This is a genomic window from Pseudomonas sp. RHF3.3-3 (assembly GCF_048069595.1).
Classification (GTDB): domain Bacteria; phylum Pseudomonadota; class Gammaproteobacteria; order Pseudomonadales; family Pseudomonadaceae; genus Aquipseudomonas; species Aquipseudomonas fuscovaginae_B.
Genome location: NZ_CP182250.1, coordinates 4,155,384 through 4,179,958, shown reverse-complemented (window position 1 = coordinate 4,179,958; position 24,575 = coordinate 4,155,384). Strand labels below are relative to the sequence as shown.

General features: G+C 64.9%; 20 protein-coding genes. 15 read left to right on the top strand and 5 right to left on the bottom strand.

Annotated features, from left to right (window positions below; all coding sequences use genetic code 11):
* Window positions 1-113: 113 nt before the first annotated feature.
* Window positions 114-1,343 carry an NADH:flavin oxidoreductase/NADH oxidase family protein gene (locus tag ACMGT0_RS18530; RefSeq protein ID WP_416769203.1) on the bottom strand — a complete coding sequence of 410 codons (1,230 nt, stop codon included), beginning with the start codon at window positions 1,341-1,343 and terminating at the stop codon, window positions 114-116.
* Window positions 1,344-1,421: 78 nt separating this feature from the next.
* On the opposite strand from ACMGT0_RS18530, the gene ACMGT0_RS18525 reads away from it, so the two are divergent.
* Window positions 1,422-1,838 carry a MerR family transcriptional regulator gene (locus tag ACMGT0_RS18525; RefSeq protein ID WP_054060368.1) on the top strand — a complete coding sequence of 139 codons (417 nt, stop codon included), beginning with the start codon at window positions 1,422-1,424 and terminating at the stop codon, window positions 1,836-1,838.
* Window positions 1,839-1,881: 43 nt separating this feature from the next.
* Here ACMGT0_RS18525 and ACMGT0_RS18520 read toward each other — a convergent pair whose 3' ends face one another.
* Window positions 1,882-3,420: an MFS transporter gene (locus ACMGT0_RS18520; protein WP_416769201.1), complete on the bottom strand. Its 1,539-nt coding sequence runs from the start codon at window positions 3,418-3,420 to the stop codon at window positions 1,882-1,884.
* Between the two features lie 256 nt (window positions 3,421-3,676).
* On the opposite strand from ACMGT0_RS18520, the gene ACMGT0_RS18515 reads away from it, so the two are divergent.
* From ACMGT0_RS18515 to ACMGT0_RS18505, 3 genes are all read left to right on the top strand, one after another.
* Window positions 3,677-4,558 (top strand): LysR family transcriptional regulator, encoded by an 882-nt coding sequence (locus ACMGT0_RS18515; protein ID WP_416769199.1) that lies wholly within the window; start codon window positions 3,677-3,679, stop codon window positions 4,556-4,558.
* A 294-nt stretch (window positions 4,559-4,852) separates the two neighbouring features.
* Window positions 4,853-6,442 (top strand): TerC family protein, encoded by a 1,590-nt coding sequence (locus tag ACMGT0_RS18510; RefSeq protein ID WP_054059820.1) that lies wholly within the window; start codon window positions 4,853-4,855, stop codon window positions 6,440-6,442.
* Window positions 6,443-6,542: 100 nt separating this feature from the next.
* Complete coding sequence (locus tag ACMGT0_RS18505) at window positions 6,543-8,630, top strand: putative bifunctional diguanylate cyclase/phosphodiesterase (protein WP_054059821.1); 2,088 nt, start codon at window positions 6,543-6,545, stop codon at window positions 8,628-8,630.
* A gap of 115 nt (window positions 8,631-8,745) precedes the next feature.
* On the opposite strand, the gene ACMGT0_RS18500 is transcribed toward ACMGT0_RS18505, so the two are convergent.
* From ACMGT0_RS18500 to ACMGT0_RS18490, 3 genes are all read right to left on the bottom strand, one after another.
* Complete coding sequence (locus tag ACMGT0_RS18500; protein WP_193394237.1) at window positions 8,746-10,197, bottom strand: DHA2 family efflux MFS transporter permease subunit; 1,452 nt, start codon at window positions 10,195-10,197, stop codon at window positions 8,746-8,748.
* Window positions 10,198-10,496: 299 nt separating this feature from the next.
* Window positions 10,497-11,417: a transaldolase gene (tal, locus tag ACMGT0_RS18495; protein ID WP_054059822.1), complete on the bottom strand. Its 921-nt coding sequence runs from the start codon at window positions 11,415-11,417 to the stop codon at window positions 10,497-10,499.
* A gap of 130 nt (window positions 11,418-11,547) precedes the next feature.
* Window positions 11,548-12,441 carry a LysR family transcriptional regulator gene (locus tag ACMGT0_RS18490; RefSeq protein WP_054059823.1) on the bottom strand — a complete coding sequence of 298 codons (894 nt, stop codon included), beginning with the start codon at window positions 12,439-12,441 and terminating at the stop codon, window positions 11,548-11,550.
* 158 nt (window positions 12,442-12,599) lie between these two features.
* Between ACMGT0_RS18490 and ACMGT0_RS18485 the strand changes: the two genes are divergently transcribed.
* The 11 genes from ACMGT0_RS18485 to tnpC all read left to right on the top strand — a co-directional run bounded on the left by ACMGT0_RS18485 (window position 12,600) and on the right by tnpC (window position 24,379).
* Window positions 12,600-13,427: an FAS1-like dehydratase domain-containing protein gene (locus ACMGT0_RS18485; RefSeq protein WP_416769196.1), complete on the top strand. Its 828-nt coding sequence runs from the start codon at window positions 12,600-12,602 to the stop codon at window positions 13,425-13,427.
* Between the two features lie 49 nt (window positions 13,428-13,476).
* Entirely contained in the window at window positions 13,477-14,640 is a 1,164-nt protein-coding gene (locus tag ACMGT0_RS18480; RefSeq protein ID WP_416769195.1) for an acyl-CoA dehydrogenase family protein, read from the top strand.
* Between the two features lie 10 nt (window positions 14,641-14,650).
* Window positions 14,651-16,000 carry an MmgE/PrpD family protein gene (locus ACMGT0_RS18475; RefSeq protein ID WP_054064393.1) on the top strand — a complete coding sequence of 450 codons (1,350 nt, stop codon included), beginning with the start codon at window positions 14,651-14,653 and terminating at the stop codon, window positions 15,998-16,000.
* Window positions 16,000-17,214, top strand: coding sequence for a CaiB/BaiF CoA transferase family protein (locus ACMGT0_RS18470; protein WP_416769194.1), 1,215 nt, complete (start codon window positions 16,000-16,002; stop codon window positions 17,212-17,214). Before ACMGT0_RS18475 ends, ACMGT0_RS18470 begins: the two co-directional genes overlap by 1 nt.
* An 83-nt stretch (window positions 17,215-17,297) precedes the next feature.
* Complete coding sequence (locus ACMGT0_RS18465; protein ID WP_416769192.1) at window positions 17,298-18,110, top strand: HpcH/HpaI aldolase/citrate lyase family protein; 813 nt, start codon at window positions 17,298-17,300, stop codon at window positions 18,108-18,110.
* Window positions 18,111-18,345: 235 nt separating this feature from the next.
* Window positions 18,346-19,332 carry a TRAP transporter substrate-binding protein gene (locus tag ACMGT0_RS18460; RefSeq protein ID WP_054064390.1) on the top strand — a complete coding sequence of 329 codons (987 nt, stop codon included), beginning with the start codon at window positions 18,346-18,348 and terminating at the stop codon, window positions 19,330-19,332.
* A 187-nt stretch (window positions 19,333-19,519) separates the two neighbouring features.
* Complete coding sequence (locus ACMGT0_RS18455; RefSeq protein ID WP_054059564.1) at window positions 19,520-20,158, top strand: TRAP transporter small permease; 639 nt, start codon at window positions 19,520-19,522, stop codon at window positions 20,156-20,158.
* A complete protein-coding gene (gene dctM, locus ACMGT0_RS18450; RefSeq protein ID WP_416769190.1) occupies window positions 20,158-21,441 on the top strand; it encodes a C4-dicarboxylate TRAP transporter large permease protein DctM in 1,284 nt (427 codons plus the stop codon). The genes ACMGT0_RS18455 and dctM overlap by 1 nt, the downstream gene beginning before the upstream one ends.
* Before the next feature lie 686 nt (window positions 21,442-22,127).
* Window positions 22,128-22,448, top strand: coding sequence for an IS66-like element accessory protein TnpA (tnpA, locus tag ACMGT0_RS18445; RefSeq protein WP_416769188.1), 321 nt, complete (start codon window positions 22,128-22,130; stop codon window positions 22,446-22,448).
* Window positions 22,445-22,780: an IS66 family insertion sequence element accessory protein TnpB gene (gene tnpB / locus ACMGT0_RS18440; RefSeq protein WP_416768946.1), complete on the top strand. Its 336-nt coding sequence runs from the start codon at window positions 22,445-22,447 to the stop codon at window positions 22,778-22,780. Before tnpA ends, tnpB begins: the two co-directional genes overlap by 4 nt.
* 63 nt (window positions 22,781-22,843) lie before the next feature.
* A complete protein-coding gene (tnpC, locus tag ACMGT0_RS18435; protein ID WP_416768945.1) occupies window positions 22,844-24,379 on the top strand; it encodes an IS66 family transposase in 1,536 nt (511 codons plus the stop codon).
* Window positions 24,380-24,575 lie beyond the last annotated feature (196 nt).

Below are 24,575 nucleotides of genomic sequence, written 5' to 3'. Positions count from 1 at the left end.
AGCGCTTTCGCGGGCAAGCCCGGCTCCTAAAGAGTGTGGCCGAACGATGCTCTTGTGTATGGCGCAAACTTGTAGGAGCCGGGCTTGCCCGCGAAAGCGCCCCGCCAGACGCATCACCGCTGGCGCTTCATCGCCGCCCGATACTGCCGCGTCCGGTGCCCGATGAACAACCGGTCCAGTACCAGGGCCCAGGCCGGTGAAACCTCGGGTCTGGTCCGGCGCCCCTGGCTCAGGCGCTTGAGCTGGAACTTCACCACCGCCATGTTTGCCAACGCCGCCAGCGGCTTTTTCTTCCAGCGGATCGGTGGCAGTTGCGGGTGGCTGTCGCGGCCTTCGCGCCAGTGACGGGGCAGGTTGGGCTCCACGGCCAACGCGGTACCGATGCCGGCCATGGCGACGCCGCTGTCGAGTACCTGTTGGACCACAGGCAGGCGGCGGATGCCGCCGGTGACCATCAGCGGCATCGTCGCGACTTTCGCCAGCTCACCGGCCATTTCCAGGAAGTACGCCTCGCGTGCCAGCGTCCGGCCGTCACGCGCTTCGCCCTGCATGGCCGGCGCCTCGTAGCTGCCGCCAGACAGTTCGACCAAATCCACCGGCAGGGCGTTGAGCCATTCGATGACCTGGCGGGCGTCGTCGGCGTCGAACCCTCCACGCTGGAAGTCCGCCGAGTTGAGTTTCACCGCCACGCAGAAGCTCGGCGCCACCTCGGCGCGAATCGCCTTCACCACCTCCAGCAGCAGGCGGGCGCGGTTTTCCAGGCTGCCACCCCAGCGGTCGCTGCGACGGTTGCTCAGCGGTGAGAGGAACTGGCTGAGCAGATAGCCGTGGGCGGCATGGATCTGTACACCGGTGAAGCCTGCCTGTTCGGCCAATCGGGCGCTGCGGGCGAAGCGGGCGATCACCTCGTCGATATCGGCTTCACTCATGGGCCGGGGTTGGGCGAACATTCTGGAAAACTCGCCCATCTCCAGGGACACCGCCGAAGGCGCCAGGGTGGCCTGGCCGAGATTGGCCGGGGTCTGGCGGCCGGGGTGGTTGAGCTGCACCCAGAACTGCGCCCCTCTGGCCCTGCCGATGGCCGCCCACTGGTGGAATTTCCCCAGGTGGCGTTCATCCTCCAGCACCACGCCGCCGGGGCCGGTCATGGCCCGGCGGTCGATCATCACGTTGCCGGTCAGCAGCAGGCCCGCTTCGCCGTCGGCCCAGGCGCGATAGAGTTCCATCAGGGGTTGGGAAGGGGCATTGTCCAGGTCGGCCATGTTTTCCTCCATGGCGGCCTTGGCAATGCGATTGGGGATCTGTACGCCGTTGGGTAACGACAATGCCTGGAAGGGTGACATGCTTGACTCCGGGGTAGTGGAGGGCTCAGGCTAAGTTTAAAGTAAGGTTTAATGTCAATAGCCGCTGCGAGGATTTCCATGAAAATCGGTGAACTGGCCCAACGCAGTGGCCTGGCGGCCTCGAAGATCAGGTTCTACGAGGCCCAGGGGCTGATCCACAAGGTTCGTCGCCAGGCCAACGGCTATCGCGAATACCCGCCCGAGGTGTTGCAGACCCTGTCGATCATCCAGTGCGCGCAGCAGGCCGGCTTCAGCCTGGAAGAGTTGCGTGCACTGGTGCCGACCAGCGAGCCCGGGACCTGGGACCATGATGAAATGATTGCCAGCCTGGAGCGCAAGATCGGCCAGATCGAGTCCATGCAGGCGCGCCTGGCCCAGAGCAAGCTGCAACTGCTCGGCGTGGTGAACAGCATCCGCAACAAGCCGGCGGATGTGTCGTGCCGGGAGAATGCCGAACGCCTGATGACGTCGCTGGCAGGGCCCCTGGACGGCTGAACAGGGCCGGGCAAGCCTTGCGCCCCGGCCCTCTGCGAAGCCGTTACTCGCGCACCAGGGTCAGCGCCTGCGTGCCGGGCAGCGGCTTGCGCATCAGGGTGCCGACCACCACGGCGCCCAGCAGTGCCAGCAGGCCCGCCAGCCAGAGTACCGTACCAAAACCGCCGACAAAGGCCTGGTGCGCCAACGGTTGCACCGCCGGACGGGCCGCTTCCGGTAGCGTCGCCATGGCCGCCTGCATGTCACCGGCCACCACTCGCGAAGCGATCTCCTGGGCCCGGTCGAGCCAGAGGCTGGCCTGGCTGGCGAGACGGGCGTGCAGCAGATCCCGGGTATGCCCGGCCAGCACGGCGCCGAAGACCCCGATGGCCAGCACGATCGCGCTGAAACGCATGGTGGTGCTCAGGCCCGAGGCCATGCCCGTCCGATCGCGGGGCACGCAGGCCATGATGTTTTTCTGCGTGTCGCCGTTGAGCAACCCGGCACCGGCGCCGGTCACCGCGATCGCCAGGCCGAAGCCCGGGTAGCCGCCGCTGGAAACCGCCCAGGCACTGAGCAGGTTGCCGCAGCCGACCAGGGCCAGCCCGGTGGCCATCAGGGTTGCCGGTTGCAGTCGCGACGCCAGCCTCACGCCGATGCGCGGGCAGATGAGCATGGTCAGGGCGAAGGGCAGCATGCCCAGCCCCGAGTCGATCGCCGACAGCCCCAGGCCGTTCTGCAGGTAGAACGGCAACAGCGTCATCATCACCTGGGCGCAGCCGGCATAGGCGAACATGCCGAGCAGGGCGCCGATGAAGCGCGGATGGCGAAACAGCTGCAGGTCGACCATCGGCCGTTTCTGCACGCGCTCGACCAGCACGAACACCCCCAGCAGGGCGCCGCCGGCGAGCAGGCGGGTACTGGTCAGCGGGTGGCTCCAGCCGATCCGGTTGGCCTCGATCAGCCCCCAGATCAGACACAGCAGCGCACCGCTGAAGGCCAGGCTGCCCCAGGGATCGAGACGCGCCGACTGGCTGTCGCGCGATTCCGCGACCGCATGGCGGACCAGCGCCACCAGCAGCAGGCCGATGGGCAGGTTGATGAAGAAGATCCAGCGCCAGCCCAGGTACTCGGTGATCAGCCCGCCGACCGTCGGCGCGGCGGTCATCGCCAGGCCCATGCAGGCCCCCCAGAAGGCCCAGGCGCGGGCGCGCTCGACCTCGTCATGAAAGGTGTGGCCGATGGTCGCCAGCGCCGAGGTCAGCAACAGCGCGGCACCGACGCCCTTGACCGCCCGCGCGATATCGAGGAACAGGCTGTCGGGCGCCGCGCCGCAGCCCAGGGAGGCGAGGATGAACAGGCCCAGGCCCCAGAGCAGGGTCTTTTTGCGCCCGAAGCGGTCGGCGATGCTGCCAGCGGGCAGCAGCAGGGCGGCGAAGGCCAGCATGTAGGCGCTGACCACCCATTCGATCGCGGTGAAATCGGCGCCCAGGTCGCGGGCGATGCTCGGCAGGGTCACGGCGACGATATTGGTGTCCAGGACAATCAGCGAGCAGACGCCGGACGCCGTGAGCAATGTCAGTCGCGGGCTCACCCGGCTCACGGCCGGGCCTGCACGGGCAGGGTGGCAGCGCTGGTCTTCGAGGCCTCGCTGTGCATGATTGCCTTGAAGGCAATGACGGTGGGGGAGGCGGTCATTGCAAGCCCAGGCCGGTCGCAGTGGCTGAAGAATAAGGGTGAAAGGTATTTGACGGGCATGTTCAGGCTTCTCTACTGTGGCGGTGAGAGCAGCTTATCGTGGGCAAAACCCGTCTGCGTTAGGCTGGCCTTGGCACTTCGTTACCTTTGAGCTAATGACCATGGAAATCCGTCATTTCCGCTATTTCCTCGCCGTGGCCCGGCAGCGCAACTTCACCCGGGCGGCGGAACAGCTGGATATCGCCCCACCGACCCTCACCCGGCAGATCCAGGATATGGAAAGCGCTCTCGGGACCCGCCTGTTCCAGCGCGGGCCACGCGAGGTCAGCCTGACCGAGGCCGGCGCGGCGTTGCTGCCCGAGGCCGAGGCGACCGTGCGCCAGTTCGAGTTCGCCCAGCGCAATGCCCAGCGCGCCGGACGGGGCGAGATCGGCCATATCGAGATCGGCTATGTCGCCTCGGCGGTGTACTCGGGCGTGCTGCAACAGCAGGTCAAGGCCTATGTCCGCGATTTCACCGATGTCAGCCTGAACGTGCGGGAAAGTCCCATGGCGGCGCTGCCGGGGCTGATCGCCGAAGGGCGTTTCGATATCGGCTACGTGCGTTCGCCGATGTCGCTGCCCGAGGCGGTGGAGGCGGTGCGCCTGAATGCCGAGGGCTTCGTGCTGGCGCTGGCGGACGACAGTTGGCTGTGCCGCTTGCGGAACATCGCTGCCGAGCATCTGCAGAACGAGACCTTCGTGCTGCCGGAGCAGATCAACGGTACCCTGCAGGTCGCAGCCCAGGGCGGCTACGCGCCGCACCTCGGGCCGCAGCCCGGTGGACTGGTGGCGGTGATTGCCGCGGTCTCGCTGGGCCAGGGGGTGGCGGTGGTGCCCGAGTCGGTGATCGGTCACGTCAACCTGCCGAATGTGGTCTATCGACCGATCGTCGGCTGTCAGGCGACATCCTGGCTGTCGCTGATTCATCGGCGTTTCGAAAAGGCGCCGGCGGTGGCCCGCTATATCGAACGGGTTCGCCAGGATTTCCGCGCTGAGCGGTAACCGTCGCGCGCTGCGCTTTCATGATTTGAAATAGTTTGCCTGTCAGGCGGTTCTCCGGGGTCATGTAGGATTTATTTCCCTATTAGTCACTCAGGTTGTACATGAACACCCTCGCGGAACCTCCCGGTCGTCCCCTCACGCTTTTCTTCATGCACGCGCCCCGGTGGTGCGCCAGGCCCGGCAATCCCCCCTGTCGAGCGTCTTTTCCTCTGTTGCCGCGTCGTCTCCTGGCCGTCCCCGGGCTCGATACCGTCGTGCACCTCTGTTCGAATCCACTAAGGGAGCGCATTTTTCATGGAATGGTTGGCTGACCCCACGGCCTGGCTTGGCCTGTTGACCCTGATTTTCCTCGAACTGGTGCTGGGTATCGATAACCTGGTGTTCATCGCGATCCTGGCGGACAAGTTGCCGCCGCACCAGCGCGACCGCGCCCGTGTCATCGGTCTGTCCCTGGCGTTGCTGATGCGTCTGGGCCTGCTGGCCAGCATCGCCTGGATGGTGACCCTGACCCAGCCGCTGTTCGAGGTGCTGGGCAAGAGTTTTTCCGGCCGCGACCTGATCATGCTGTTCGGCGGCGTGTTCCTGCTGTTCAAGGCCACCATGGAGTTGCATGAGCGGCTGGAAGGGCACGTCAGCCAGCGCTCGGCGAATGGCGGCTACGCGCTGTTCTGGCCGATCGTCGCGCAGATCGTGGTGCTCGATGCGGTGTTCTCCCTGGATGCGGTGATCACCGCCGTCGGCATGGTCGAGGAACTGTCGGTGATGATGATCGCGGTGATCGTCTCCATCGGCCTGATGATCGTCGCCAGCAAGCCGTTGACCCGTTTCGTCAACGAGCGGCCGACGGTGATCATGCTGTGCCTGGGCTTTCTGATGATGATCGGTTTCAGCCTCACCGCCGAGGGCCTGGGCTTGCACATTCCCAAGGGCTACCTGTACGCGGCCATTGGCTTCTCGGTGCTGATCGAGCTGTTCAACCAGGTGGCCCGCGCCCGGCGCAAGCGCTCGGCCCACGGCCAGCGGCCGCTGCGTGAGCGTACCGCCCATGCGGTGCTGCGCATGCTCGGTGGACGACGGTTGTCCAGCGAGGAAGTGGGCGAGGAGATCGCCGACCTGCTTGAGCCTTCGGCGGACGAGGCCCAGGTGCCGTTCGAGCGCAGTGAGCGGGTGATGATCAGCGGCGTGCTGCAACTGGCCGAGCGGCCTATCCGCACGCTGATGACGGTGCGGGCGCAGGTCGACACCCTGGACGTCGCCGACAGCCCGGCGCTCGTTCGGGAGAAATTGATCCGTTCGTCGTACTCTCGCCTGCCGCTCATCCGCCAGGGGGCGGTCGACGAGCCGCTGGGCTTCGTGCACAAGAAGGAGCTGCTCAAGGCCTACCTGGACGGGACTGAACCGGGACTGGAGTTTTTGGCTCGCCGGGCGATAAACCTGTTAGACAGCTACTCTGTGCTCAACGCCCTGGAGCAGATGCGCCAGGCCTCGACCCATATCGCGTTCGTGGTCAACGAGTTCGGTGATTTCGTCGGTCTGCTGACCATGACCGACATCCTTGAGTCGATCGCCGGCGAGTTGCCCGATGCCAGTGAGGTGGAGGGTCCCGAGGTGGTTGAGGAAGCGCAGGGTTTCCAGGTCAGCGGGGCCATGACCCTGAGCCGCGCGCGGCAGCGCCTCGGGATCGAGGCCCGGGCCACCGAGGATTACCAGACGCTGGCCGGGCTGGTGATGAGCCTGCTGGATCGACTGCCGATGGTCGGCGATCAGGTGCAGTGGGCGGGGTGGCGGATGACCGTGGTCGCGGTACGGGAGCGGCGGGTGACCCGGCTGTTTCTGGTGCGTTTGCAGGAGGGTGTCATGGAGAGGACACAGGGGGCTTGCTGATGAGTCGATCTTTCCCGTGCGCCTGGCGGCGAAGCGGGTAGAATCGGCGCCTTTTTGGTAGTCCGGAGGTGGCTCCGGCATGAGGTTTCAGGGTATTTCGATGCTCATTGGCAGTTATTCATCGTCGCTGGTCCTCATGTCGCTCTGCGTGGCGATCCTGGCTTCCTATACCGCCCTGGATCTGGCCGGGCGGATTGCCACCGCCAGCGGACGGGCGGTCTACCTGTGGATGGCCGGGGGCGCCCTGGCCATGGGCGTGGGGATCTGGTCGATGCACTTCGTCGGCATGCTCGCGTTCCGCCTGCCGATCGAGCTGGGCTACGACGGGCCGATCACCGCCTTGTCACTGCTGATCGCCATTCTGTCCAGCGGTTTTGCCCTGTGGCTGGTCAGCCAGCCGCGCCTGCCGCTGATGCAACTGGCGTTCGGCTCGCTGATCATGGGCGCCGGCATCAGCGCCATGCACTACACCGGCATGGCGGCCATGCGGATGCAGCCCGGCATCGACTACGACCCGACCCTGTTCGGTGCCTCGCTGCTGATCGCCGTCAGCGCTTCGGCGGCGGCGCTGTGGATCGCCTTCCACCTGCGCCGCAACACGCCCTATATCCGCCTGGCCCGCAGCGGTGCCGCGGTGATCATGGGCGTGGCCATCGTCGGCATGCACTACACCGGCATGGCCGCGGCGAACTTCCCCGAAGGCAGTTTCTGCGGCGCGGCAGCCAGTGGCCTAGCGGTCAAGGGCCTGGACAACCTGGTGCTGGTGACCAGCCTGGCGGTGCTGTCGATCGCTTTGCTGACTTCGGTGCTCGATGCCCGGCTGGAGGAGCGCACCGCCGACCTGGCCGACTCCCTGACCCTGGCCAACCAGGAACTGACCCAACTGGCCCTGCACGACAACCTCACCGGCCTGCCGAACCGGATACTGCTGGCCGACCGCATCGACCAGGCGATGCACAAGGCGAGTGCCGAAGGGGGGTGTTTCGCGCTGATGTTCATCGATCTGGACGGTTTCAAGCCGGTCAACGATGCCTTCGGCCATCATGTGGGCGACCAGTTGCTGCGTGCCGTCGCCCATCGCCTGCGTGACGACTTGCACTCCCAGGATACCCTGGCCCGGATCGGGGGCGACGAGTTCGTCCTGCTGGCGCAATTGTCCGAGCAGGATGACGCGCTGCAGGTGGCCACGCGTCAGGTCAGCCTGATTTCCCAGGTGTTCCAGGTGGCCGAACAGGATCTGCAGATCTCCGCGAGCATTGGGATCGTGCTGTATCCCGGCAGTGGCCGCACCGCCGAAGAGCTGCTGATGAACGCCGACGCGGCGATGTACCACGCCAAGGGTGCGGGCAAGAATGGCTACTGCTTCTTCGACGCCTCGATGAACGGCAATGCCCGCAAGAAGCTCAAGCTGCAGCAGGACCTGCGCCAGGCGCTGGAGACGGGCGAGCAGTTCCGCCTGCACTACCAGCCCAAGTTCGACGCCGTGAGCGGCTTGCCGATCGGTGCCGAGGCGCTGGTGCGCTGGCAGCACCCCGAGCAGGGGCTGATGATGCCGGACGCCTTCATCACCCTGGCGGAGAAGAGCGGCCTGATCATCCCGATCGGTGAATGGGTGTTGAACGAAGCCTGTCGACAGATGCGCCAGTGGTACGAACAGGGCTACCGGGACTGGCGTATCGCCGTGAACCTGTCGGCCCAGCAGTTCTGCCACTCCGGGCTGGTGGCCAGTGTCGCCAGTGCCCTGGCCCGGCACCATCTGCCGGCCAACAGCCTGACCCTGGAAATCACCGAAACCACCACCATGAGCGATGCCGACGCGAGCATGACGGTACTGCGCCAGCTCTCGGAAATGGGCGTGGATCTGTCCATCGATGACTTCGGTACCGGCTACTCCAGCCTGATGTACCTCAAGCGGCTGCCGGCCACGGAATTGAAGATCGACCGGGGCTTTGTCCGCGACCTGGAGCACGACTCCGATGATGCCGCGATCGTCTCGGCGATTGTGGCGCTGGGGCAGGCATTGGGGTTGCGGATCGTTGCCGAGGGCGTCGAGACCGACAAGCAGCGCGACTTCCTCACCCGCCTGGGTTGCAATTCACTGCAAGGCTACCTGCTGGGGCGGCCGATGCCGGCCGATCTGTTCATGGCCAGTATCCGCCAGGCGCAGGAGCAGCAGGCTACGGGGTGAGGTGGGTACGCCGGGTACCTCCAGCTTGCTGACCCCCTGTTATTGTGGGAACGGGCTTGGCCGCTTCCACCAATCCTCCTCCCAAACTGCCTCTGCAAGCTGCAAACAGGTGTCCCTACACTGCCAGTGGAGTTTCGCCGCCGACGTTGCTGCCGGTCCGGGTCCGCATCAAGGTCGCGGCCATTCCGGCACCCAGCGCGGAAAACATCGCCCCGGCCAGAAACGCCGCCTGGTAGCCGTCATTGAGCGCCACCAGCTCCGCCACCCCGGCGCCCAGGTGCAGTTGCGTGCGCGCCGCCGCCAGGCTCGCCAGGGCTGCCAGCCCGAGTGCCCCACCCATCATGAACGCGGTATTGACCATGCCCGAGGCCAGCCCCGATTCGGACGGCGCGACATCGTTCATCGCCGCCAGCAGCAGCGGGTTGAAGGCGATCCCGGCACCCAGCCCCAGCAGCACCATACCCGGCAGGATATCGTGGACGAAGTTGCCATCCACCGGTGCCTGGGCGAACAGCAGCAGGCCGAGCGTCGCCAGGCCCAGCCCGGCGGCAAGCGGCCCGCGGATGCCGAAGCGCATCACCAGCCGGGCCGAGATTCCCAGGGAGAACACCGCCATGATCAGGTTCGCCGGCAGGAACGCCAGCCCGACTTCCAGCGGCGTGTAGCCCAGCACCAGTTGCATGTACAGCGCCGAGAGAAAGAACCAGGCGAACATCGCCGCGGCCCACAGTACCCCGACGACATTCGCCACCGCCAGGTTGCGCAGGCGGAACAGGCGCAGCGGCATCAGCGCAACCTTCACCCGGGTCTCGACCAGCAGGAACACCGCCAGCAGGCCGATGGCCAGCGCCAGTTGCCCGAGGGTGCGTGGCGAGCCCCAGCCCATCTCGTTGCCATTGACGATGGCGTACACCGCCAGCATCAGCGAGGCGGTCACTGTCAGGGCGCCGAGCACATCCAGGCTGCGCTCGGGATGCTGGTTGAGAGACCTGGACAGCAGGCGCAGCGACAGCACGATCACCGCCAGGCCGATCGGCAGGTTGACCAGGAAGATCCAGTGCCAGCTCAGGGTGCTGGTCAGCACCCCGCCGAGCAGGGCCCCGAGGCTGCCGCCACCGGCGCAGACGAAGCCGTAGACGCCCATGGCCTTGGCGCGTTCGGCCGGCTCGCTGAACAGGTCCATGATCAGCGACAGCGCCACGGCGGTGACCACGGCGGCAGCCAGGCCCTGGAAGGCCCGGGCCCAGATCAGCAGGGGCTGGGTCTGGGCGATGCCGCAGGCCAGCGAGGCCAGGGTGAAGAAGGCGATGCCGAGCAGGAACAGGCGGCGATGCCCGTACAGGTCGCCCAGGCGACCACCGAGCAGCAGGAAGCCGCCGAAGGTCAGCATGTAGGCGTTCACCACCCAGGCCAGGGCGGTTTCGCTGAACTGCAGGTCGGTCTTGATCGATGGCAGGGCGACGTTGACGATGGTGGTGTCGAGCACGATCATCAGCACCCCGAGGCACAGTACTACCAGGGCCAGCCAGCGCTGTCGGGGGTTGGAGGAGGTATCAGGCACGGTCATGATGGTCTCTCTTATAGGCAGGCGCCAGAGTTTAGGCACCGGTTCATGACGGGCTCAATGGTGAAATTGTCGGTGGATTGTGAAGAGGTGTTGCCGGGGTACGTGCGCTTGGAACTGAAGGTTCTACACAGGAAACCGTGGGAGTCGGCGCGCTGGCGATAGCGGTGTCACGGGATTGTTGCGGGGCTCGTTGGCCCTTTCGCGGGCAAGCCCGGCTCCGGCAGATCCATGGCGGACACGAAATTGCGAACGCCGTAATCCTGCAGGAGCCGGGCTTGCCCGCGAATGGCCCCGAAGTCTTACCGGGTCAGCAAGGCTTCCAGCTTCTCCTGGTCGCGAGCGAACTGGCGGATCCCTTCGGCCAGCTTCTCGGTCGCCATCGCGTCCTCGTTGGAGGCCCAGCGGAACTGCGCCTCGTTCAGGTTCTGACGGGCTTCACCGGTGGTGCCCGGGGTCAGCTTGCGTACCAGGTTGCCCTGGTCCTGGGAGAGTTTCTCCAGCAGGTCGGGGCTGATGGTCAGGCGGTCGCAGCCGGCCAGGTGTTCGATCTGGTTGAGATTGCGGAAGCTGGCGCCCATGACTACGGTCTTGTAGTCATTGGACTTGTAGTAGTTGTAGATGCGGGTCACCGACTGCACGCCCGGATCGTCGGCGCCGGTGTATTCGTTGCCGGTGGACTTCTTGTACCAGTCGTAGATACGGCCCACGAACGGCGAGATCAGGAACACCCCGGCATCGGCGCAGGCCACGGCCTGGGCGAAGGAGAACAGCAGGGTCAGGTTGGTCTGGATACCGGCCTTCTCCAGCTTCTCGGCGGCGCGGATGCCTTCCCAGGTGGACGCCAGCTTGATCAGCACGCGGTCACGACCGACGCCGGCCTTGTCGTACAGCTCGATCAACTGGTTGGCCTTGGCCAGCAGCGCGGCTTCGTCGAACGACAGGCGTGCATCGACCTCGGTGGAAATGCGCCCGGGAATCGCCTTGAGAATGCCGGCGCCCACCGCGACCGCGAAGTGGTCGCAGGCCAGGCCGACATCGCCCTTGGCCTGGGCCACGGCGTTCTGGAGCAGCTCGGCATAGCCCGGCAGGGCGGCGGCCTTGAGTAGCAGCGACGGGTTGGTGGTAGCGTCGACCGGCTTGAGGCGGGTGATCGCGTCGAGGTCGCCGGTGTCCGCGACCACGGTGGTGAACTGCTTGAGTTGTTCCAGCTTCGAAGTCATGAGCGTCTCTATCGGGAAGGGCATGGATCAATGCACTGATTGAGTGCCTGGGGCGTAAAAAGTTCTGTCGCAGGAATGGCTCAAGCATGCCGCGCAAGCCGGTGTTGTGCAACCCGCAACACGGGCCGGTTCATGTCGCGGGCGGCGGCATCAGCGTTGCGATCAGGGCGCGGACGGTGCCGGGCAGGGCCTCCAGCTCGCGCACCAGAATGCTGCGTTCGCGAATCGCCCACGGCTCGTCCAGCGCCACGCTCACCAGTTGCATCGTTCGGCTGTGCCGAACGGCCGCCGATTCGGGAATGATGCCGATACCGACACCGGCCTCGACCATCCGGCAGATCGCCTCGAAGCTGGAAACCTGGATACGCAGCGACAGGGTCTTGCCGATCCGTTCGACGTGTTCGCGCAGGAAACTCAGCAGGGTGCTGCCCTCGTGCAGGCCGATATGCTGGTAGGCCAGGGTCTGGCCCAGGCTGACCGCTGGCTGGCCCGCCAGCGGGTGGTCGGCCGGAACGATCAGCACCAGCCGGTCGGTGCTGAAGTGCAGCACCTGCAGGCCGCTGGCTTCGACGGGGCCGGCGATGATGCCCATGTCGCTGGTGCCGTCGAGCACGCCACGGACGATGTCCCGCGACAGCCGCTCCTGCAGGTCCACCGTCACCCCGGGGCGTTCCGAGAGAAACCCGGCCAGCACCTCCGGCAGGAACTCGGTGACCGCCGTGGTGTTGGCGAAGATGCGGATATGCCCGGCTGAGTCGCTGCCGTAGTGGGTGAATTCGCTTTTCAGGTAGTCGACCTGACGCATGATCAGCCGTGCGTGCTGCAGCAGCCGCTGGCCGGCGGGAGTCACCTCCACGCCACGGCTGTCGCGGTACAGCAGGCGGGTGTCGAGCTGCGCCTCCAGGGCCTTGATCCGCGCGCTGGCGGCAGCTGGCGAGAGGAAGGCGCGCCTGGCGCCCTGGGTCAGGCTCGGCGATTCGGCGATATGGATGAAGAGACGCAGGTCCGCCAGGTCGAAATGCATGGATGACTCCAGTCAGGGGGCGTGGCCCGTGTGGCAAGCGGACAGGCCGCTGGGCGTTCAGCATACCCGAACGCCGGTTTATCGAAATGCAAATTCTCGGAACGTCGATCAGCTTGCATCATCGGCGCACAACGATAAACGGCAAGGGGAAACCTTCCATGAGTGTGACGGATCCGAGAGCCTGGCTGGGCCGTAGCGAAGAGGCTCACGATCAACTGAGCCGCAACCTGCTCAAGCGTATCGCCGCGACCTTTGGCGAAAATGCGCCGGCCCATGGTGAGGCGTTGCCAGCGCTCTGGCAGTGGTGCTTTTTCCAGGACCCGCTGCCCGAAAGCCAGCTGGGCGGCGACGGGCATCCGGCCCGGGGTGGTTTCCTGCCGCCGGCGGACAATCGCAACCGCATGTGGGCCGGTGGCCGCCTGGAGTTCTTCGACAGTCTCAAGGCCGGCTTCGATGCCACCCGCGTTTCCACCATCCGCCATATCGAGGAAAAGCAGGGCCGTACCGGTGCGCTGCTGTTCGTCACCGTGTGCCATGAGTACTCCCAGGATGGCCGGCTGGCGATCCGCGAGGAACAGGACATCGTTTACCGCGAGCCGACCCCGCCCAAGCAGGGCAGTGGCGAGACGCTGCCACAGGGGCAGTGGCACGAGGCGGTGGAGCCGACGCCGACCCTGCTGTTCCGCTACAGCGCCGTGACCTTCAACGGCCACCGCATCCATTACGACTACCCCTACGTCACCGGCACCGAAGGCTACTCCGGCCTAGTGGTGCATGGCCCGATGATCGCCACCCTGAACCTGCGCGCGTTCTGTCGCGCCCACCCCGAGGCCCGGTTGCGGCGCTTCTCCTATCGCGGTCTGCGCCCGCTGATCGCGCCACAGCCCTTCGAGGTCGGCGGACGGATCATCGAGCCTGGCGTCGCCGAACTCTGGGCCGGTAATGCCGACGGTCTCGCCCAGCAGGCTCAGGTGCACTTCGAGTAAAAGCCCGCCACCGGACTGATCAAGACAAATAAGAAAAGGCCTTCTACCCATGAACTCCAATCAGAACGAAGCACTCAATGCCATTCGCCAGGGCGTGCGTGCCCTGTGCGCCGGGTTTCCCGCCGAATACTGGCGCAGGATCGACGAGGAAAAGGGCTTCCCCGAAGCTTTCGTCAAGGCCATGACCGAAGCCGGCTGGCTGTCGGCAATGATTCCCGAGGAATATGGCGGCTCCGGCCTGGGCCTGGCCGAGGCTTCGGTGATCCTCGAGGAGGTCAACCGTTGCGGCGGCAACTCCGGCACCATCCATGGCCAGATGTACAATATGTTCACCCTGCTGCGTAACGGCAGCGACGAGCAGAAGCGCCATTACCTGCCAAAGCTGGCCAGCGGCGAGCTGCGCCTGCAGTCGATGGGGGTGACCGAACCGACCACCGGCACCGACACCACCAGGATCAAGACCACCGCCGTGCGCCAGGGTGACAGGTATGTGATCAATGGCCAGAAGGTGTGGATTTCGCGTATCCAGCACTCCGACCTGATGATCCTGCTGGCGCGGACCACGCCGCTGGCCGAGGTCACCCGCAAGTCCGAAGGCATGTCGATTTTTCTTGTCGACCTGCGCGAAGCCATCGGCAACGGCCTGACCGTGCAGCCGATTGCCAACATGGTCAACCACGAGACCAACGAGCTGTTCTTCGACAACCTGGAGATTCCGGCCAGCAGCCTGATCGGCGAGGAAGGCAAGGGCTTTCGCTACATCCTCGACGGCCTGAATGCCGAGCGCACGCTGATTGCCGCCGAATGCATCGGCGATGGCCGCTGGTTCGTCGAGAAGGCCAGCCAGTACGCCCGCGACCGGGTGGTGTTCGGCCGGCCGATCGGGCAGAACCAGGGCGTGCAGTTCCCAATTGCCGAAGCGCATATCGAGATCGAGGCCGCCGACCTGATGCGCTGGCGCGCCTGCGAGGAATACGACGCGGGGCAGAGCGCCGGCGCCTCGGCCAACATGGCCAAGTACCTGGCGGCCAAGGCCAGCTGGGAGGCGGCCAACGCCTGCCTGCAGACCCACGGCGGCTTTGGTTTCGCCAATGAATACGATGTCGAGCGCAAGTTCCGCGAAACCCGCCTGTACCAGGTGGCGCCGATCTCCACCAACCTGATCCTGTCCTACGTGGCCGAGCACCTGCTCGAACTGCCGCGCAGCTTCTGAGGAGCCCCGCATGAGCCATACCCAAGCCCTGGCCGAATTCCTCGCCGGCCTGCGCTACGAGCAGGTACCCGAGGCGGTGCTGGCCCGTACCGAGGAACTGTTCCTCGACTGGCTGGGCTCGGCCCTGGCCAGCCAGGGCGCCCATCCGATTCCGCTGTTCGAGGCCTATGCGCGCCGGATGGGCCCGGCGCAGGGGCCGGCCGGCATCCTGGTCAGCGGCGAGCGCAGCTCGGCCTATTTCGCCGCACTGGTCAACGCCGCCTCGTCCCACCTGGTGGAGCAGGACGACCTGCACAACAGCTCCGTGCTGCACCCGGCCACCGTGGTGTTCCCGGCGGCGCTGGCGGCGGCCCAGGATCTCGGTAAATCCGGTCGCGAGCTGCTGCTGGCCTCGGTCGCCGGCTACGAGGCGGGGATTCGCATCGGCGAATTCCTTGGCCGTTCCCACTACCGTATCTTCCACACCACGGCCACCGTTGGCACCCTGGCCGCCGCCGTGGCCGTGGGCAAGCTGATGGACTTCGACCAGGAGCGGTTCATCCACCTGCTCGGCAGCGCCGGCACCCAGGCCGCCGGGCTCTGGGAGTTCCTGCGTGATGCCGCCGACTCCAAGCAGTTGCACACCGCCAAGGCGGCCGCCGACGGGTTGCTGGCGGCGTACCTGACCGCCGACGGCCTGACCGGGGCCCGCAACATTCTCGAAGGCGACCAGGGGCTGGCGGCGGGCATGTCCAGCGATGCCGAGCCGGCCCGCCTGTCCGATCGCCTGGGCAGCCGCTGGGCGCTGGTGGAGACCTCGTTCAAGTTCCACGCGTCCTGCCGGCACACCCACCCGGCCGCGGATGCGCTGTTGCAGCTGATGGAACGGGAAGGCCTGCGCCACGAACAGATCGAACGGGTGGAAACCCGCGTGCACCAGGGCGCCATCGACGTGTTGGGCCGGGTCAAGGTGCCGCAGACCGTGCACCAGGCCAAGTTCTCCATGGGCACCGTGCTCGGCCTGATCGCCGTGCATGGCAAGGCCGGGCTGCCGGAGTTTCATGAGCTGGCGCTGACCGACCCGGCTGTTGCCGCCTTTCGCGACAGGGTCGGCATGACCCTCGACCCCGAAGTCGACGGCGCCTATCCCCGGCGCTGGCTGGGCCGGGTGCTGGTGACGACGGTCGACGGCCGAACCCTGCTCGGGGCCATCGACGAGCCCAAGGGGGATCCGGGCAACAGCCTGTCGCGGGCCGAGCTGGAGGACAAGTTCCATCGCCTGCTGCAATTCTCCGGCGCCCGTTCCCCCGAGCAGGCCAGCGCCCTGATCCGCCAGGTCTGGGACCTGCGCAACACCACCGACCTGAAGGAGCTGTGCTGATGAGCCTGGCAGCAGAAAACACTGCGGCCCCGCGGCCGCTGGACGGCATTACCGTGATCAGCCTGGAACACGCCATCGCCGCGCCGTTCTGTACCCGACAACTGGCCGACCTCGGTGCCCGGGTCATCAAGATCGAGCGCCCGGGTGTCGGTGACTTCGCCCGTGGCTACGACCAGCGGGTCAGTGGCCTGGCCTCGCACTTCGTCTGGACCAACCGCTCCAAGGAGAGCCTGACCCTGGACCTCAAGCAGGACCAGGCCGGGGATATCCTCGAACAAATGCTGGGCCAGGCCGACGTGCTGGTGCAGAACCTGGCACCGGGTGCCGCCGCGCGCATGGGCCTGTCGTTCGAGGCGCTGCATGAGCGTTTTCCGCGACTGATCGTCTGCGACATTTCCGGTTACGGCGAGGGCGGGCCCTACGAAAGGAAAAAGGCCTACGACCTGCTGATCCAGAGTGAAGGCGGCTTTCTCTCGGTCACCGGTGGTCCGGGCGAGGGTGAACTGGCCAAGGCCGGTTGCTCCATCGCCGACATCGCCGCCGGCATGTATGCCTACAGCGGCATCCTCTCGGCGCTGCTGCTCAGGGGCCGGACCGGGGAGGGCAGCCGGGTCGACATCAGCATGCTGGAAAGCCTGGTGGAGTGGATGGGCTACCCGATGTACTACGCCTTCGACGGCGCGCCACCGCCGCCGCGGGCCGGTGCCGCGCATTCGACCATTTACCCGTACGGGCCTTTCCCGGCCGGCGATGGCGGCACGGTGATGCTCGGCCTGCAGAACGAGCGCGAATGGGCGGCGTTCTGCGACAAGGTGCTGCTGACGCCGGAGCTGGCGGTGGACGAGCGCTTCTCGGCCAACTTCAAGCGTTCGGCCAATCGCGAGGTGCTGCGCCAGATCATCGTCGACAGCTTCTCGCGGCTCAGCACCGAGCAGGTGATCGAGCGCCTGGAGCAGGCGCAGATCGCCAATGCCCGGGTCAACGACATGCAGGGCGTGTGGCAGCACCCGCAGCTCAAGGCGCGGGATAGCTGGCGCCAGGTCGACAGCCCTTCGGGGAAACTGCCGGCTTTGCTGCCGCCGGCGCGCAATGCGGCGTTCGTGCCGCGGATGGAGGCGGTGCCGGGGTTGGGGCAGCACACCGAGGCGATTCTGCGGCAGTTGGGTTTTTCCGCCGAAGCCGTGGCGCAGTTGCGTTCGAGCGGGGTGGTCTGAGCCCTGTGTCTGATCTTGAGGGCCCCTCAGATCACAAATCTCCCAAACAGCTGCGTGCACCACCACCGAACAAGGAATTCATCATGTCTTCATCCATTCTCCGCTCCGCGCTGTTCGTGCCGTGCAGCCGCCCCGAGCGTTTCGCCAAGGCCCTGGCCAGCGGCGCCGATGCGGTGATCGTCGATTTCGAGGACGCCGTCGAGGAGCCACTCAAGCGGGCCGCCCGTGATCACCTCGGGCAGTTTCTTGCTGACAACCCCGACGCGCGGGTACTGGTCCGGGTCAACGCCCCGGAGCACGCCGAGCATGCCGCCGACCTGGCCTTCTGCAAACGCCAGCCGGGCGTGGTCGGTGTGCTGCTGCCCAAGGTCGAGAGTGCCGCGCAGGTTGCGGCCGTGGCAGCGACCGGCAGGCGCGTCTGGCCAATCATCGAAAGCGCCCGCGGGTTGCTGGCCCTGGCCGAGATCGCGGGAGCTGGCGGGGTCGAACGGTTGTCCTTCGGTGGCCTCGACCTGGCCCTGGACCTGAACCTCAGCAGCGGCTCGCCGGCGGCCCGGTTTGCCCTCGACCAGGCCCGCCTGGCCCTGATCCTTCATTCCCGGGCCGCTGGGCTGGTGGCGCCGCTGGATGGCGTACACCCGGCCATTGATGACCCCGAGGGGCTGCAGCGCTCCATTCGCCATGCCTACGAAATGGGGTTCGCAGGTGCCCTGTGCATCCATCCCCGGCAAGTCGCGGTGATTCACGGCGCGCTGGCCCCCGGCGCCGAGGAACTGGCCTGGGCCCGGCGGGTGGTGGATGCCGGCCGCGACGGCGCCGGGGCCTACCAGGTCGACGGGCAGATGGTCGATGCGCCGGTGCTGTTGCGCGCTCGACGCCTGCTGGGGTTGCTGTAGGGCCAATCCCCGGCAATTGGCGGTGCCTGCCTACTGCGCATTGGGAGGGCACCGCTCCCGGAGCGCGCCTTGAGCCACCCTAAGATGGTATTTGCGGGGCGCCCTTCGGTTGCCCACGGCAAGCCCCCTGGCAGCGTTCGGCATGGCCGAACGCAGGTACTCAAAATTCGAAATTCACGACACGCATCGCTTTAGGCAACCTGCCTTGAACCACAACAATAAGAAGGTGACATCCATGCTCAAGTTGACCCGGGCGCTGTTCTGCGCCGCCACCTTGATCTCCGCCAGTCTCGCGCAGGCGGCCGATCCCATCGTCATCAAGTTCGCCCACGTGGTCGCCGAGAACACCCCCAAGGGGCAGGGCGCGCTGCTGTTCAAGAAACTCGCCGAGGAACGCCTGCCGGGCCGGGTCAAGGTCGAGATCTACCCGAACTCTTCGCTGTTCGGTGACGGCAAGGAAATGGAGGCGTTGCTGCTGGGCGACGTGCAGATGCTGGCGCCGTCCCTGGCCAAGTTCGAGCAGTACACCCGGCAGGTGCAGATCTACGACCTGCCGTTCCTGTTCAACGACCTGGCCGCTGTCGACCGCTTCCAGGGGGCCCAGGGCAAGGCGCTGCTGACCTCGATGCAGGACAAGGGCATTCTCGGCCTGGCCTACTGGCACAACGGCCTCAAGCAACTGTCGGCGAACAAGCCGCTGCGGGTGCCGGCCGATGCCCGTGGGCAGAAGTTCCGTGTCCAGGCCTCCAGCGTGCTGGAGGAGCAGTTCAAGGCGATCCGCGCCAACCCGCGCAAGATGAGTTTCGCCGAGGTCTACCAGGGCCTGCAGACCGGTACCGTCAACGGCACCGAGAACACCTGGTCGAACTACGAGAGCCAGAAGGTCAACGAGGTACAGAAGTACTTCACCGAGTCCAACCATGGCCTGATCGACTACATGGTGATCACCAACAGCAAGTTCTGGGGCGGCCTGCCACCGGATGTACGCAGCGAACTGGAAAAGATCATGGGTGAAGTCACCGTCGAGGTGAACCGGCAGGCCGAGGCGCTGAACCAGAGCGCCAGGCAGAAGATCGTCGACGCCAGGACCAGTGAAATCATCACCCTGACTCCAGAAGAACGCGCGCAATGGCGCGAGGCGATGAAGCCGGTGTGGAAGAAGTTCGAGGGTGAGATCGGTGCCGACCTGATCGAGGCGGCGGACAAGTCCAACCAGCCTTGATCACCGTTCGGCGACGCGGAGCTGCATCCCCACGCGGAGCGTGGGGACGATCCAGCCAGGGGCCTCGCTCACGGGGCCGGCTGCTTCGGTCGCTCCCACGCTCCGCGCGGGAATGCAGCCCGTGACGCTCTGCGTCACCGTAACGCGATACCCGATCCAATCCTTTTTCTCTCGCGGAGTCCTGTCCATGCCAACGCAATCCCTGCGGCGCATCTGGGCGCATTTCGAGGAGGGCCTGATCGCCTTCCTGCTGGCCGCCATGACCCTGGTGACTTTCGTCTACGTGATGGCCAACAACGTCTACACACTGTTCTTCAACCTCGCCGATCGCTGGGCCTGGAGCAGCGGCTTTTTCAACAGCCTTGGCGACGCGACCATGAGCGTGGCCCAGGACATGACCTGGAGCGTGGCGCTGACCAAGGCCATGTTCGGCTGGCTGATCTTCTTCGGCATTTCCTATGGCGTGCGCACCGCCGGCCACCTCGGCGTGGACGCGCTGGTCAAGCTGACCCCGCGCCCGGTGCAGCGCTACCTGGCGATGCTCGCCTGCACCTGCTGCCTGGCCTATGCCGGGCTGTTCATGGTGGCCAGCTACAAGTGGCTGAGCGCGGTGCTGATGGCCGGTATCGGTGCCGAGGACCTCGACCAGTACGGCATCAAGGTCGGCCACATCGTGGTGATCGTGCCCATCGGCTTCGCCCTGGTGCTGATCCGTTACCTGGAAATCTTCTGTCGCCTCTTCAGCCGCCGCCAGAGCGGCCTGGGCCTGGCCGACGAGGCGGGCGAGGCCAGCAGGCTGGCGAACGAGCACAAGGAGCAGCACTGATGACCGTCCTCTGCCTGTTCCTGCTGCTGTTCACCTTCATGTTCCTCGGGGTGCCGATCGCGATTTCCCTGGGTCTATCCGGTGCGCTGTCGATCCTGCTGTTCAGCCAGGACTCCCTGAGCTCCCTGGCGATCAAGCTGTTCGAGACCTCCGACGCTTACACCTTCCTGGCGATTCCGTTCTTTCTGCTGTCGGGGGCGTTCATGACCACCGGCGGGGTGGCCAAGCGCCTGATCGACTTCGCCAACGCCTGCGTCGGGCATATCCGGGGTGGCCTGGCGATCGCCGCGGTATTGGCGTGCATGCTGTTCGCGGCGCTGTCCGGTTCGTCGCCGGCGACGGTGGCGGCGGTCGGCTCGATTGCCGTGGCCGGCATGGTGCGTTCCGGTTATCCGAAGGAGTTCGGTGCCGGGATCATCTGCAACGCCGGGACCCTGGGCATCCTGATTCCGCCGTCGATCGTCATGGTGGTGTACTCGGCGGCGACCGAGACCTCGGTGGGCAAGCTGTTCATGGCCGGGGTGATTCCCGGGCTGCTGCTGGGGCTGATGCTGATGGTGGCGATCTACATCGTGGCGCGGATCAAGAAACTGCCGGCCCAGCCACGGGCGACCGTGCGCGAGTGGCTGGGCGCTGCGCGGCGGGCCTTCTGGGGGCTGCTGTTGCTGGTGATCATCCTCGGCGGAATCTACAGTGGCCTGTTCACCCCGACCGAGGCGGCGGCGGTTGCGGCGGTGTATTCGGCGTTCGTCGCGCTGTTCGTCTACAAGGACATGAAGGTCCGCGACTGCCCGAAAGTGCTGCTGGAGTCCGGCCGGCTGGCGATCATGCTGATGTTCATCATCGCCAACGCGATCCTGTTCGCCCATGTGCTGACCACCGAACAGATCCCGCAACAGATCACCAACTGGGTGGTGTCCGAAGGCCTGACGCCGATCGGTTTCCTGCTGATGGTCAACGTGGTGCTGCTGGTGGCGGGCAGTTTCATGGAGCCATCGGCTATCGTGCTGATTCTCGCGCCGATCTTCTTCCCGATCGCGATGAAGCTGGGTATCGACCCGATTCACCTGGGCATCGTCATGGTGGTGAACATGGAGATCGGCCTGGTGCATCCGCCGGTGGGGCTGAACCTGTTCGTGACTTCGGCGGTGACCGGTTTGAGCCTGGGGCAGACCATCCGCGCGGCCTTGCCGTGGCTGATGATCCTGCTGGCGTTCCTGATCCTGGTGACTTATGTGCCGCTCATTTCGCTGGCGTTGCCGCACTGGTTGGGGATGCCGTAGGGCTCGGTGGGATGATAGCCGTCGTCAGGGGCCGCTTCAATCGGTCATTTCGAAAGGCCTGATGGGGGCCGCTGCTGATGGTTTGCGGGGGGCTGAGTGAGGGGGAATGGGGGGAGCGTGTACATATCCGTTTGCGCGTTTAGCTGATGTTACGGTTTCGCCCCTTACGGGCGAGTTACTTTTTTTCAGACGCCAAAAAAAGTAACCAAAAAACGCTTGCCCCTCCATTGGCCCTCGCTGCGCGAGGGTCCCTTCGCTCCGGTCCTGTTTCGAGAGCACGCCGTGACGGGCCATCCATGGCCCAACACGGCTCGCCCGGCATCCCTGCCGGGCAACTCTCTAAACAGAACCTCCACTCAGCCTGCTGGGAACGGGGCGGGTAGATCAAAAGCAAGATCACAAGCAAGAGCAAGAGCAAGAGCAAGAGCAAGAGCAAGAGCAAGAGCAAGAGCAAGAGCAAGAGCTTCGCGGCGGTGCGACAAGCCCGGCTCCTACAGGTCTGCGTCGTACACAGAGCCTGCATACGGCACCCATCTGTAGGAGCCGGGCTTGCCCGCGAATGGGCCATAAGTTTCACCGCATAATCGTAAGCGTCCGGCAAACTCACCTTCCGAACTCCAGCTTTAAGGGCGATGGTGTCCGCGTATTTTTAAGCGGACGCGATCACCCTTATCGCCAGGATTTCCATGCGCCAACGAAGCTCTTATCCGAAGCCTTTCAAAGCCCAGGTCGTTCAGGAATGCCTGCAACCTGGCGCAACCGTGTCCAGTGTCGCCATCAGCCACGGCATCAACGCCAACGTCATCCGCAAATGGCTGCCGCTCTATCGAGACCAATCCGCGACAACTTCGCTACCGGCCTTTGTGCCACTGAAGGCTGCCCCTAAACGGCCAGCTGAAGCGTCAGTGATCATTGAGTTAGCCATGGCCGGGCAAGTGATCACGGTGAGATGGCCGACCTCAGATCCCGAGGGCTGTGCGCAATTTATCCGGGCTGTCGCCCAATGATCCGCATCGATGCGATCTGGCTGGCCACCGAGCCGATGGACATGCGCGCCGGCACCGAAACCGCATTAGCCCGTGTGATCGCGGTATTCGGTGCGGCGAAGCCGCACTGCGCTTACCTGTTCGCCAATCGCCGGGCTAACCGAATAAAAGTCCTGGTGCACGACGGCGTAGGCGTCTGGCTTGCAGCGCGACGACTGAATCAAGGCAAGTTTCACTGGCCCGGCATTCGCCATGGCAGCGAGGTTGAACTCGACAGCGAACAACTCCAGGCCTTGGTGCTGGGCCTGCCGTGGCAGCGCGTTGGTGCAGGCGGTGTGATCAGCATGCTGTAACCGCCGTGCATTTGGCCGGTCTACGTGTCGTCGTCACGTGCCTGCTCTGGCACAATCGGCGGCATGACTTCCTCGCCCAACCTCGACCAGATGACCCCGGAACAGCTTCGTGCCTTGGCGGCACAGGCGTTGCAGTTGCAGTCCCAGGTCGAGGCGATGAGCAAGAAGATCCAGAACGATCAAACCGTCATTGAGCAGCTCACTTACGAAATTGCCCTGCTCAAACGGCACAAGTTTGCCAAGCGCAGCGAGCAAATCAGCCCGGCGCAAAGCAGCTTGCTGGATGACTTGCTCGACACAGACCTTGAGGCTATCGAGGCCGAGCTAAAACAGCTCCTTCCAGCTGCGCCACAGGCCGAACCACGGCAATCCCCGAAACGTGCGCCATTGCCGCCGCAGTTTCCACGCACGGTGATTCGTCACGAACCCGAAAACACCCAGTGCGCCTGTGGCTGCCAACTTCAACGCATCGGCGAAGACGTCAGTGAGAAGCTGGATTACACACCGGGTGTATTTACCGTCGAGCAACATGTGCGTGGCAAATGGGCCTGCCGTCAGTGCGAAACACTGATCCAGGCGCCGGTGCCAGCGCAGGTTATCGACAAAGGTATCCCGACCGCAGGCTTGCTGGCCCACGTCATGGTGGCCAAGTTTGCCGATCACTTGCCGCTGTACCGGCAGGAAAAGATCTTTGGTCGCGCCGGGCTGGCCATTGCTCGCTCGACCTTGGCCCAGTGGGTCGGACAAACCGGATTGCGGCTCCAGCCGCTGGTTGACGCACTGCGTGAGGCGGTGCTGAACCAAGGCGTGATTCACGCCGATGAAACACCAGTGCAAATGCTTGCGCCAGGCGAGAAGAAAACTCACCGAGCTTATGTTTGGGCCTACAGCACGACGCCGTTTTCGGCGCTCAACGCGGTGGTTTACGACTTCAGCCCAAGCCGTGCCGGCGAACATGCACGCAACTTCCTGGGCGTCTGGAACGGCAAGCTGGTTTGCGATGACTTCGCTGGCTACAAAGCTGGTTTTGAGCAAGGCATCACTGAAATCGGCTGCATGGCTCACGCCCGCCGCAAGTTTTTCGATCTGCATGTCGCGAACAAAAGCCAGTTGGCCGAACAGGCGCTGCACTCGATTGGCGGTTTGTACGAGGTTGAACGCCAGGCTCGGGATATGAGCAACGAAGACCGCTGGCGAATACGTCAGGAAATGGCGGTACCGATCAGCAAAACACTGCATGACTGGATGTTGGCCCAGCGCGACTTGGTGCCCAACGGATCAGCCACGGCCAAAGCCCTCGATTACAGCCTGAAACGCTGGGTAGCGCTGACGCGCTACCTAGATGATGGGGCTGTGCCCATCGACAACAACCAAGTTGAAAACCAGATACGGCCATGGGCGCTTGGCCGCTCGAACTGGCTGTTTGCCGGGTCGCTGCGCAGTGGCAAACGGGCGGCTGCCATCATGAGTCTGATCCAGTCGGCACGCATGAATGGGCATGATCCGTATGCCTATCTCAAGGATGTGCTGATGCGGCTGCCGACGCAGCGGGCCAGTGAGATCGGGCAATTGCTACCGCATCAGTGGGTGCCGGCCTGACTTACGCAAGGTGAGTTCGCCGGACGCTTACGACATAACTAATAATTTCACTGCAACATTACAGCGCAGAGCATGGAAGCTCTTTGCTGATAACAGTTGTAGGACTTGGTGTTGCGGAAAGGAATTAAAGTGGTCTGGGAGCTAGCACTCGGATCTCATTGAGTCTAGAAAATGCGCCCCACCTTATCTTTGAGTG